Source organism: Cupriavidus phytohabitans, assembly GCF_000426345.1.
Classification (GTDB): domain Bacteria; phylum Pseudomonadota; class Gammaproteobacteria; order Burkholderiales; family Burkholderiaceae; genus Cupriavidus.
Genome location: NZ_AUFE01000014.1, coordinates 125,020 through 136,534, shown reverse-complemented (window position 1 = coordinate 136,534; position 11,515 = coordinate 125,020). Strand labels below are relative to the sequence as shown.

The following is an 11,515-nucleotide window of genomic DNA, read 5'->3' as shown; positions in this document are numbered from 1 at the left end:
TGGGCCTGCGTCCTGGCGAAATCGGCCCGGGGCGCATGAGCTACGAGCTGCGACGCCTGCGCCTGCATGGCCTCATCGAGCGCGTGCCCAAGACCCACCGCTATCGGCTCACCAACCTGGGGCTGCAGACGGCACTCTTCTACACGCGCGTCTATTCCCGCATCTTACGGCCCGGCCTTGCATTGGTCAGCCCTCAGGCGCCTGCGGCCTCGCCAGCATCCTTGCAGCGCAGCTTCCGCACCGCCGAGCAGGCCGTCAACACATGGTGCGATCAGGTCAAAATCGCCGCGTAGAAAAACTTGACTCAATCACTACGCAATCAATTCAGTCAAGGAATCTAGCCCGGACAGCACGGTACGCAATCCGCGCTCCCGGCCCTCCCATACAATGACGAAGGAACCTGCCTTGCCCTTGCGCTTGATCGACCGGCGTTCGACGCCAATGCACACGCCATCCGGGCCGGGGCACGATACCCGCTGCCCGTCGGTGCATTCGAGGTAGGGCGGGCCGCAGCCCTCGGCGGAGGACTGCCCGGACTGAATGAGCGTCACGAAGTCCTGAAGGCTTTGATGCCTGCCGGCGTCATAGGGCCAGCCCTTGACCAGAGCAACGGCTGCGGCGAGCTCGTGCTGGGTTAGTGGGTCCGTCCAGTCCTTGTGCCTCAGCGCTGCGTGATCCCCGAACAGGCGGACCACCTCTGCCCCCATCCTGCGGCGTAGCTCCCGCTGCGGCAGGCCGCGTAACTCGGGCAGGGCGACCAAGCGGCGGACGATCTCGGGCCGGGCCTTGTAGAACGTTGCCGGCTTCACCTTGTAGGCTCTGCCGGGCCGAACGTCTACGCGCTCAGCATCCGGGAAGAGCCGTTCCGCCTCAGCGACTACGGCACGTAGAGCGGCTGCGGCGTGCTTGTTGATGTACTGAATGCGCAGCCTTGTCCGCTGCTCCCTCGTGAGGGTCGTCTGTGTGGTGGTTGGTGCGGGCATAGCTGCTCCTGTACGGCGCGCTGTGCGAGCCCCGCGAGGGGCGAGCGGCGCGTCCGCTGTGTTTTCCTGAAAAGCCGTCGTATCGGGACATGCTGTTCTCCTTGGTTGGCCCAGCGGATGTGAAGTCCGGGGCAATGCGCTTGCAAGTGGGTGTCGGGCCGGTATTGATCCGGCAGGATGGGCGAGTGGTTATCTCGCTGGGATGGTTGCCGGGGACGGCGGGCGGCGCGTTAGCACAGCCCGACGGGACGGCCCATCAACGGGTACTAGGATTACGTGTCTCCCCAGCATGGGTCGGCCCGGCCCCTATCGCTGTCGCTGGCGGGGCCTGTCCTCCGGCTAAGGGAAGGCGGCAGGTATGTGCCGTGTATGTGCAGGGGTAGGGAATCGCAGCGCGGGTGCGGTCGGACTCGGATTGCCCGCTATTCCTTGCTGCACAAGGGCTTGCCGGTGCTCGGCGTGATGCCGGCCCGTCGGATGTTCCCCAGTTGGCTGCTTCTCTACGCAGTAGGGAAGCGTAAGCGGAGAACTAGGGAAGGTAGGGAATAACTGAGGGAATCAATGCCGGGAGTGTTCCCTACCCTATACGCGCATGGGTGGGGAACATTGGCGCGCTTCCCACATACGGGGCCGGGAATCGAGCGCGCTGGTGCTCGCGTATCTGCGGCTGCTCGGCGCTGCTGCGCCATAGGTACGCCTATTGAGCGCAAGGCTTGCGGCCTGCCGGGCGACGGGCGGCCCAAGTTGGCAGGCTGCCTGTGCAGGCTTCGACAGCTTTCCGGAAAGTGGCTAGATCATTGGTGCGGCTATTCGCCTTCCAGTACAGGAAATCGCGCTTCAGGTCGGCATGGTGCTCTAGGGGGTGCGGCTGGGCCATAGTTGCTCCTTTATATGGTATGGCGGAGGGAGGACTGGATTGAACTGCATGCTGCTCTCCCCGCGCTCGCACAGATCACTTCGGATCAGTGGGCGCCGGTTAAGTGCGTGCAGTGTGCATGGCGTCGGTCGGACTTGGCATCACTTGCAGAGGCTGCTCTTGCCACACAGCCCGAAGGGCTGCCCGCGTTGTGGCATGCCCGTACGTGGGCCAGACGGTGGCACGATGTTTCCTGTGTCGTTAGGGAGCCAGAATCAAAACGTTCTCTAGTTCTTATGGGAACCAGAACGACAAAGGCCCGCCACCGCCCATGAGGGCGAGGACGGGCCGATGCCGGTCAAGTAGTAGGGGCGGCGGTCAGGCCGCCAGCTTCAACACAGTGGGATGTGATACCCCGTAATTCTTGGCTAGGCCGCGAGCAGATGCGCCGGCAGCCAGCTTGGCCCGTATCTCGGCCTTCTGTTCGTCTGTGAGGGCATCCCGCCTGCCCAGCTTCTTGCCCTCGGCCTTGGCCCGCGCCAAACCCGCGTGTGTCCGCTCTACAAGCTGGTCCCGCTCGAACTGGGCGAAGGCTGCGAACATGCGCCGCACCAGCTCTCCTGCCGGGCTGGTGACTTCCATGACGGGCAGGTCGAGCACTACAACGCGGATGCCATCGGCCCGCAGTGCCTCTACGGTGCGGTCAATATCCGCCGCATTCCGGCCCAGCCGGTCCAGCTTGGTCACTACCAGAATGTCCCCGGCTTCCAGCTTGTCCCGCAGCTTGGCAAATACGGGACGGTCCATCGCCGGGACAGTGCCGCTGATTGTCTCCGCATGAACCCGCTTGGCATCGACCTTGTAACCGGCCTGCTCGGCTAGGAGGACTTGGTTATCCGTGGTCTGGTCGTCGGTAGAGACTCGTGCGTACAGGAAGGTGCGGGACATGATAGCTCCGGTCGGTAATCAAACGTGGTAGCAATCATATGTGGTAATCAATCCGTTTACAAGGACTTTCTTACCGGGTTTGCAGTCGTTCTGTGGTGGTAGTCATACGGTCGATTGATTACCGAGTCGAGCATACTCGTTAATGCCGGGTAATATGTCGGCGGCAACACTTTGCATAGTCGCACCACCGGCGAGGTTCCCAGTCACATGCCTGACATTCACAACAAGCTTTTCATTCAAATGCAGCGAGCTAACACTCTGCTCACGCTGCTGAACCTTGCGCTGATTCTTTGGACGTTGGGAGGATGGCTCGCTCTTAGCTTCAAAAGCTATGGCATCTCGCTGGCAATCGGATGGGGCCTGCGCTGGCTCATTGTTAGGCAGGTAAGCTCGCATTTTCAGCGGCTTGCTTTGAATAACTATGCGGCCGAGACGGAGCGCAGCTAGGCGGTGTTTCCCTCGGGGCCCCAGCGCCCCCCCCATGGGGAAAACCGGGCGCGGGGCAGCGCTGCCGGGCCCGCAAAATTCCGATTCAAATTTGGAGCGGGAAGTCCCGACGGGTCAGACAATACCCCGCCGCGACTCAATGAAGTCCGCAACCAGCTTATCGAATGCCTCTGGGTCTGGTACGCGGGCACGGATAGCGAGCCGGTACGCTTCGTTGTAAGTACATTGCTCGATCTCCTGCCATTTGAGGCGGCGGGAGATTCGAGCGGGGAGCGTCTCCTCGCTCCACTCGATAGGCACGGGTGGAATGCCCATCGCAGCGCCTTTCGTCATGATTGACCTCCTATGTTCTTGATCGCTTCAATCAGCATAGCAGGCGGGAGGCCGTCGCCCGCCCCATAGGCGGCAGCGGCCCCGCCGCCCTCGGCGTGCCCCATCAATGCCATACGCACCTCGGCGGACACCCCAGCATGGCGGCACATATCGGCAAACCCGTGCCGCCAGGAATGGAACGTCACCCGCTTATCTGCAACCTTGACCACGTTCCGTAGCAGCCTGCCGTAGCGCTTACTGAACCCATCCGACACGTTGCCGTATTTATTGGCCTTGGCCGGGAATAGCGGGCCTGTCCGGTCCTTGGCCCACGTGGCGAACTCTAGCACTGGGCCAGCAAGTGGAACCCAGCGGCGGCTACCATCGTTCTTGAGGGCCATGGCGACACCTTCGACATGCTCGCCTTCGTTCGTCAGCATAAGGCCGGGATGCTCGTCCCGTTCTTGTATGTCCTCGGCGCGCAACTGGTGCAGTTCATTGAGCCGTGCCCCCGTCCAGCGGGCCAGCCTCGGCAGCCAGTACATAGCCGTGTCCGTCGCCTGCATGGCTGCTGTCGCCGCCATCACGGCTTCGGCCTGCTCCGGGCTGTACGGCTTCCGCAGTTCTACGGCCCGCTTCGGCGGCGGTAGCTCTGCGCCTTCGGCTGGGTTGCTGTCGATCATGCCCCGGCTCTTGGCAATCCCCAGCAGCAAGCGGATGAATCCGATTTTCTTGTTGACGGTGGCGACGCTGTTCCCGGCCTCGATCCACTTGTCACGGATAGCGATAACGGCTTGTCGGTTCACAGCGTGAATATCCGGGTCCCCTGCTTCCCTCACGGCGCGGGTTACGGCATCAACGGTCTTGTCCGTGGGCTGCCGGTCACGCCGCCAAAGCTCGATGACCGACTCAAGGCTTATAGATTTCGCCTTGGCTCCACTTCGGGGTTTCCTGGCCTCGGCGGAGGTAGGCACTGCCTTTGGGTCGCTGCCAGCGCTGGCCTGCTCTCGTCGCCGCTCAACAATTGCCAGCAGCTTTTCCAGTCGGTCAGCGTCAGCATGCAATTCGTCCACCTCAGCGGAGTGCTGTTCCTCTAGCTCGGCAAGCTCGAATGCACCTGCAAGGTCATAGTATCGGGGATCAATCTTAGGCTTGCCGTTGCCCTCGCCTGCCCTTGCGGCTGCGTCTGAGGCGGCTTGCCATTCGCGGTCAAGCTCGACAGATATTGCCCGGGCCAAGCGCTCGGCCTCAAGCCGGGTCTTCGTGCCAAGGCTGCGAGTTATCTCGCGCTTGCCGTTGTACTGCTCTACCAAATGGAGGGGAATTCTGCGGCGGAGGTAATACATGCTGCCGCGTCGGGTGAGATGGGTTGCCATGCTGATTTCCGGTGGTCTGTGTATCAGACACACGGCACAGTGTAGCGCTGAAACCCTTGTCTTTAGCGGAATCCCAAGCCCCCGCAAGGGCTTGGGTCCACATTCGCCATTGCTGGCGGAGACGGAGGGATTCGAACCCTCGATCCAGGTTTTGGCCCGGATGCTCCCTTAGCAGGGGAGTGCCTTCGACCTCTCGGCCACGTCTCCCAAACTTGCGTTGTGTGAGGGAGCCACACAACGAAGCGCGTATTCTAGCGACGCCACGTAGGTTGGTCAATGAAAAATCGATGACTCAACACAAAATTTGCAGCGCCGCCAGAAAATGCTTACGAACGGATCACGCCTGTTCCAGTTCGAAGGCCTTGTGCAGGGCGCGCACGGCCAGCTCCATGTACTTCTCGTCGATCAGCACCGAGATCTTGATTTCCGAAGTGGAGATCATCTGGATGTTGATGCCCTCTTCCGAGAGCGTGCGGAACATCTTGCTGGCGATGCCCACGTGCGAGCGCATGCCAACGCCGACCACCGACACCTTCGACACCTTCGGGTCGCCCGACACGCTGCCGGCGCCGATATGCGTCTTCACGCCGTCGTCCAGGATCGCCAGCGCGCGCTGGTAGTCGGCGCGCGGCACGGTGAAGGTGAAGTCGGTCTTGCCGTCGACGGACTGGTTCTGGATGATCATGTCGACGTCGATGTTGGCGTCGGCGATCGGGCCCAGGATCTGGTAGGCAATGCCCGGCTTGTCGGGCACGCCCAGAACGGTGATCTTGGCCTCGTCACGGGCAAAGGCGATGCCGGAGATGACGGCTGCTTCCATTTCAGACTCTTCCTCAAAAGTGATCAGCGTGCCCGAGTGCATTTCCTGCTCGAGCGGCATAAGCGGGTCGGTCAGCGACGACAGCACGCGGGTCTTCACGCGGTACTTGCCGGCGAACTCCACGGAGCGGATCTGCAGCACCTTGGAGCCGAGGCTGGCCATTTCCAGCATCTCCTCGAAGGTGATCTGGTCCAGGCGGCGGGCGTCCTCGACCACGCGCGGGTCGGTGGTGTACACGCCATCGACGTCGGTGTAGATCAGGCACTCGTCGGCCTCGATCGCTGCGGCGATGGCCACGGCCGAGGTGTCCGAGCCGCCGCGGCCCAGCGTGGTGATGTTGCCGTCGTCGTCGATGCCCTGGAAGCCGGTGATCACAACCACGCGGCCGGCGTCCAGGTCGCCGAGGATGCGCTCGTCGTCGATCGATTCGATACGCGCCTTGGTGTATGCCGAGTCGGTCTTCACCGGCACTTGCCAGCCGGTGTAGCTGACCGCGTCGATGTTCTCGCCGTGCAGCGCGATGGCCAGCAGTGCCACGCTGGCCTGTTCGCCGGTGGAGGCGAGCATGTCCAGTTCACGCGGATTCGGCTGCGGCGAAATTTCCTTGGCGAGTCCCAGCAGGCGATTGGTCTCGCCCGACATGGCCGAAGGCACCACGACTACGCGGTGACCGGCGCGGTGCCACTTGGCAACGCGCTTGGCGACATTCTTGATGCGTTCCGTGGAACCCATCGAAGTGCCGCCGTATTTGTGAACGATGAGAGCCATCTTCTTGTCGACGCCAGCGATTGTGCAAAGCTCTTGAAAATACACGAACAAGGCTTGTCAGGCAAGGTGAAGCCGAGTTTGCGACCGGTCGGGATGTGATGCACGCGGCGGATCGCCGCGAGGGCGATGCCGGTCAGCGCGGCGTCTGGGGCATCTGCGGCACCTGCGCATGCCATTCCACACGCCAGCGCGGCGCTGCCGCATCGTCCGGCCAGCGGCGGTGCATGCCGAGTCCGGCGGCTAGCACGAGGGTGTCGCCGGCCCACAGCAGTGGCAGCCAGGCCCGGCGCCAGGCGGGGATGCCAGCTTCCTGGCATGCCTGCTTGAGCGCGCGCGCCGGACCGCCGGGGCGCAGCACCAGCCGTTCGCCGCCGGCACGCGGGGCCAGCCGCAGCGGCTGCCGCAGCACGGCTTCCGGCACGCCGAAGCTGTCGTCGCGGAAGAAGCGCAATTCGCCGCGCCATGCGGGCACGACGATGCGGTCCTCGCCGCGCCACTCGAGCGACACGGCTATGGGAGGTTGCACAGGCGGCGGCGTGCAGGCCAGCACGCGGTCGCGGAAGCGGCGCAGCACCAGGCCGTCATGGGCGATGGCAGGCTCGCCGCCCTCGTGCGCGACCAGTTGCGCGCGCATAGCCGCAAGCCGCGCGGTCGATGGCGCGCGCGTGCCGAGATCGCGCAGCCATAGCCGCAGTACCGCATCGGCCTGCGCCGCCGGCAGCGCGCGCAAGCCGGCAAGGTCGAGTTCGGCCAGCGTATCGGCATCGCGGCCCGGATGCGCCAGCCGCGCCAACGCGGCGGCGGCCAGCTGATCCATCAACTCGCTGGCCTGTGCGAAATGCGCCGCCGCCTGGGCCACGTTGGCGCGCAGCGCGGGGAAGGCCGACACCAGCGCGGGCAGGTGCGCGCGCAGGGCGTTGCGGGCATAGCGCGCGTCGGCATTGGAGGGATCGTCGATCCAGCGCAGCGCATTGGCGGCGCAGTAGGCATCGATCTCATCGCGGCTCACATCCAGCCACGGCCGCAGCAGCATCACGCCGCTGTGCGCATCCAGCGGCCGCATTGCTGGCATGCCGGCCATGCCGGCCACGCCGGCGCCGCGGAACAGCCGCAGCAGCACGGTCTCGACCTGGTCGTCCTGGTGATGCGCGAACAGCAGCAGGCGCGCCCCGCTGTCGGCGCACATCGCCGCCAGCGCGGCATAGCGCGCGCGGCGCGCGGCGGCTTCCACGCCCTCGCCCGCCGCCTGCCGTACCGTGACCCGGCGCACGAAATAGCCGACCTGCCACTGCGCGCATACTCCCTCGCAGAAGCGGTCCCATTCGTCGGCGGCATCCTGCAGCCCGTGATGCACGTGCAGCGCCACCACGCGCGCCGCCGTGCCCTGCGTGGCGGCGCACGCGGCATGCAGCAGCGCGACCGAATCGCGACCGCCCGACAGCGCCACCGCGATCACCGGCGCGCCGTCCCCAGAAACAACAAAGGCCGCACCGCCCTGCAGGGCCTGTGCGACCTTGTCGGTCAGCCGGGCGGACGGATCATTCCGGGGCGCCGGTTTCCTTGAACTTGCCATAGGCCAGCAGGCGCTCGTAGCGGCGCGCCTGCAGTTCCTTCACGCTGATGCCCTGGAACTGGCGCAGCGACTCGGCCAGCGTGCGCTTGAGCAGCGCCGCCATGGCCTTGTGATCGCGGTGCGCGCCGCCCAGCGGCTCGTTGACGATCTTGTCGATCAGTCCCAGCGCCTTCAGGCGGTGCGCGGTCAGGCCCAGCGCCTCGGCGGCTTCCGGTGCCTTCTCGGCGGTCTTCCACAGGATCGAGGCGCAGCCTTCCGGCGAGATCACCGCATAGGTGGCGAACTGCAGCATCTGCACCACGTCGCCCACGGCGATCGCCAGCGCGCCGCCCGAACCGCCTTCACCGATGATGGTGGCGATCAGGGGCACCTTCAGGCCGGCCATCACGTACAGGTTGTGGCCGATGGCCTCGGACTGGCCGCGCTCTTCCGCGTCGATGCCGGGGAATGCGCCCGGGGTGTCGACGAAGGTGAAGATCGGCAAGCCGAACTTGTCGGCCAGTTCCATCAGGCGCTTGGCCTTGCGGTAGCCCTCGGGCTTGGGCATGCCGAAATTGCGCAGGGCGCGCTCTTTCGTGTCACGGCCCTTCTGGTGGCCGATCACCATGCATGCCTGGCCGTTGAAGCGCGCCAAGCCGCCGACGATCGACAGGTCATCGGCAAAGGTGCGGTCGCCGTGCAGTTCGTGGAAATCGGTGAAGATCTCGCGCACGTAGTCCAGCGTGTAGGGGCGCTGGGGATGGCGGGCGATTTGCGCAACCTGCCACGGGGTCAGGTTGGCATAGATGTCTTTGGTCAGCTGCTGGCTCTTGCCGGCCAGCCGCGAAATCTCTTCGGAAATATCGACAGCCGAATCGTCCTGCACGAAGCGCAGTTCTTCGATTTTTGCCTCGAGCTCGGCAATGGGCTGCTCAAAATCCAGGAAGGTGGTTTTCATAAAATCACACGTACCTGTCTGTGAAGGGGCGCATTCTACCGGAAATTGGCCGCTATCTTAGCGCCTGCCAGATAGCCTGCAATGCACCTGCCTCTGATTTTTATTGTCCCGATGCCTAGTACGTCACAGGCAACGGGTCCAGACTACGCCACATATACCAGGTTGCCACCGTCCGCCACGGTTCCCAGTTGGCCGCCACCTCGCGCGCCTCGCTGCGCGTGACCGGTTCGCCGCTGAAATAGTTGGCGGAAATCGCATTGATCAGTCCGATATCATCGAGCGGCAGCACGTTGGGCCGCATCAGATTGAACATCAGAAACATCTCGGCGGTCCAGCGGCCGATGCCGCGGATCTGGGTCAGCTCCGAGATGACCGCTTCGTCGTCCATCTGCGCCCATTCGGCCACGTGCACCCTGCCTGCCTTGAAGTGGTCGGCCAGGTCGATCATGTATTCCGCCTTGCGCTTGGACAATCCGCAGCCGGCCAGCTTCTCGGTACCGGCGCGCAGGAACTGCGCCGGCGTCAGCTTGGGGCAGGCCGCGTGCAGGCGCTCCCACACCGACTGCGCCGCCTTGACCGAGATCTGCTGGCCCACCACGGCGCGTGCCAGCGTCACGAACGGATCGCCGCGCGACACCAGGTGCGCCGGACCGTAGGTCGGGATCATCTTGCGCAGGATGCGGTCGCGCTTCATCAGGTCGGCGCAGGCTTCGTCCCAGTAAGCGGGACGGACCGCGTCGATGATGGTCTCGACCGGCAGCGGTACCGCGTCGGCCTCGGGCAATACCGCCTTGGCGTTGCGCGTGGCCTTGGCCGCCGCCTTACCCGCTGCCTCGCCTTCCGGCAGCGGTGCCTCGCTGGCGCCCGCCTTGGCCGGACGCGGGCCGGACGCCTTAGACCGGCCCGCGGCTGCCGGCACGGCGGCGTTGGCAGGCTTGCGCGCGGCAGCGTTCAAGCACGCCTCCACTCGGTCGCACCACCCGGCTTGTCTTCCAGCACGACGCCGGCCGCAAGCAGTTCCGCACGGATGCGGTCGGCTTCGGCGAAGTTGCGCTCGCTCTTGGCCGCCTTGCGCGCGGCGATGCTGGCTTCGATTTCCTCGGCGCTGGGGCCGTCAGCGGACTTGCCGCCCTGCAGGAAGGTATGCGGATCCCGCTCGAGCAGCCCGAGTGTGCCGGCCAGCCCCTTAAGCTGGCGCGCGGCGGCGGTGGAGCCGGTCCGGTTGATCTCGCTGGCCAAGTCGAACAGCACCGACATCGCGATCGGCGTGTTGAAGTCATCGCCCATCGCCTCGGCAAAGCGCCTGGCGTGCGGCTCGTCCCAGTCGACCGCGCAGCCGCCGGGCTGCGTGTCCTTCAGCGCGGTGTACAGGCGCGTCAGCGCATGGCGCGCGTCGTCCAGGTGCGCGTCGCTGTAGTTCAGCGGGCTACGGTAATGCGCGCGCAGGATGAAGAAGCGCACGACCTCGGCGTCGTACGTCTTCAGCACTTCGCGGATCGTGAAGAAATTGCCGAGCGACTTGGACATTTTTTCGTCGTTGATGCGCACGAAACCGTTGTGCATCCACATGTTGACGAACGGCTTGCCGCTGGCACCTTCCGATTGCGCGATCTCGTTCTCATGGTGCGGGAACTGCAGGTCCGCCCCGCCGCCATGGATGTCGAAATGCTCGCCCAGCAGCGCGCAGCTCATGGCGGAGCATTCAATGTGCCAGCCCGGGCGGCCGCTGCCCCACTTCGACTCCCACTTGGTCTCGGGCGGCTCGCTGGCCTTGGCGGATTTCCACAGCACGAAGTCGAGCGGGTCCTGCTTGGCGTCGTTGGCACTGACGCGCTCACCCGCGCGCAGGTCTTCCAGCGACTTGCCGGACAGCTTGCCATAGCCATCGAACTTGCGCACCGAGTAGTTCACGTCGCCATCGCTGGCCTGGTAGGCCAGGCCCCTCGCCTCCAGCTTGCCGATCATGTCAAGCATCTGCGGCACGTAGTCGGTCGCGCGCGGCTCGTGGTCGGGACGGATCACGCCCAGTGCGGCGGCGTCTTCGTGCATGTACTGGATGAAGCGCGTGGTCAGCGCGCCGATGGTCTCGCCGTTCTCGGCGGCGCGGCGGATGATCTTGTCGTCGATATCCGTGATGTTCTGCACATATGTCACATCGTAGCCGGCGGCACGCAGCCAGCGATGCACCATGTCGAACACCACCATGACGCGCGCGTGGCCGACGTGGCAGTAGTCGTACACGGTCATGCCGCAGACATACATGCGGACCTTGCCGGGTTCGATGGGCACGAATGGCTGCTTCTCACGCGCGAGCGTGTTGTAGATGTTCAGAGGCTGCATGAAACGAAGTGAATGGTCAGGGGAGGCGGCACTGGCGCAATTCCGCCGCGCCCCATATCTTACCGGAAGGCGATGTGCCGGTAGGCCGCGCGTCCGGGGGACTTGCCGCCGCCGGCCGTGGCTTGCCAACTCTTGCCAGCGCTTGCCAACGGCGT

At 64.6% G+C, this 11,515-nt stretch carries 10 protein-coding genes, 1 tRNA gene and 1 pseudogene; 2 read left to right on the top strand and 10 right to left on the bottom strand.

Annotation, left to right across the window (positions count from 1 at the left end; all coding sequences use genetic code 11):
• Window positions 1-293 (top strand): annotated as a pseudogene (locus K309_RS0113560) (hypothetical protein); the annotation flags it as partial.
• An 18-nt stretch (window positions 294-311) separates the two neighbouring features.
• Here the strand turns inward: K309_RS0113560 and K309_RS0113555 are convergent.
• Window positions 312-983: a hypothetical protein gene (locus K309_RS0113555; RefSeq protein WP_029046933.1), complete on the bottom strand. Its 672-nt coding sequence runs from the start codon at window positions 981-983 to the stop codon at window positions 312-314.
• 1,234 nt (window positions 984-2,217) lie between these two features.
• Window positions 2,218-2,787, bottom strand: a complete 570-nt coding sequence (locus K309_RS0113550; protein WP_029046932.1) for a recombinase family protein — start codon at window positions 2,785-2,787, stop codon at window positions 2,218-2,220.
• Window positions 2,788-2,994: 207 nt separating this feature from the next.
• Between K309_RS0113550 and K309_RS0113545 the strand changes: the two genes are divergently transcribed.
• On the top strand, window positions 2,995-3,234 hold the full coding sequence (locus K309_RS0113545; RefSeq protein ID WP_029046931.1) for a hypothetical protein: 240 nt from the start codon (window positions 2,995-2,997) through the stop codon (window positions 3,232-3,234).
• 114 nt (window positions 3,235-3,348) lie between these two features.
• Here the strand turns inward: K309_RS0113545 and K309_RS0113540 are convergent, their stop codons facing one another.
• The 8 genes from K309_RS0113540 to cysS form a co-directional block, all read right to left on the bottom strand.
• The gene (locus K309_RS0113540; RefSeq protein ID WP_029046930.1) at window positions 3,349-3,567 is read right to left on the bottom strand and encodes a hypothetical protein; all 219 of its coding nucleotides are present in this window, start codon (window positions 3,565-3,567) and stop codon (window positions 3,349-3,351) included.
• Window positions 3,564-4,922: a DUF6538 domain-containing protein gene (locus K309_RS0113535; RefSeq protein ID WP_029046929.1), complete on the bottom strand. Its 1,359-nt coding sequence runs from the start codon at window positions 4,920-4,922 to the stop codon at window positions 3,564-3,566. Before K309_RS0113535 ends, K309_RS0113540 begins: the two co-directional genes overlap by 4 nt.
• A 113-nt stretch (window positions 4,923-5,035) precedes the next feature.
• Window positions 5,036-5,129, bottom strand: a tRNA-Ser gene (locus tag K309_RS0113530).
• 130 nt (window positions 5,130-5,259) lie between these two features.
• Window positions 5,260-6,510 (bottom strand): aspartate kinase, encoded by a 1,251-nt coding sequence (locus tag K309_RS0113525; RefSeq protein WP_029046928.1) that lies wholly within the window; start codon window positions 6,508-6,510, stop codon window positions 5,260-5,262.
• A 133-nt stretch (window positions 6,511-6,643) separates the two neighbouring features.
• Window positions 6,644-8,083 carry a tRNA lysidine(34) synthetase TilS gene (tilS, locus tag K309_RS0113520; RefSeq protein ID WP_198030812.1) on the bottom strand — a complete coding sequence of 480 codons (1,440 nt, stop codon included), beginning with the start codon at window positions 8,081-8,083 and terminating at the stop codon, window positions 6,644-6,646.
• Entirely contained in the window at window positions 8,049-9,020 is a 972-nt protein-coding gene (locus K309_RS0113515; RefSeq protein WP_029046926.1) for an acetyl-CoA carboxylase carboxyltransferase subunit alpha, read from the bottom strand. Before K309_RS0113515 ends, tilS begins: the two co-directional genes overlap by 35 nt.
• Window positions 9,021-9,135: 115 nt before the next feature.
• Entirely contained in the window at window positions 9,136-9,975 is an 840-nt protein-coding gene (locus tag K309_RS0113510) for a DNA-3-methyladenine glycosylase family protein (RefSeq protein ID WP_035877381.1), read from the bottom strand.
• Complete coding sequence (gene cysS / locus K309_RS0113505; RefSeq protein WP_029046924.1) at window positions 9,972-11,360, bottom strand: cysteine--tRNA ligase; 1,389 nt, start codon at window positions 11,358-11,360, stop codon at window positions 9,972-9,974. The genes K309_RS0113510 and cysS overlap by 4 nt, the downstream gene beginning before the upstream one ends.
• Window positions 11,361-11,515: the final 155 nt, after the last annotated feature.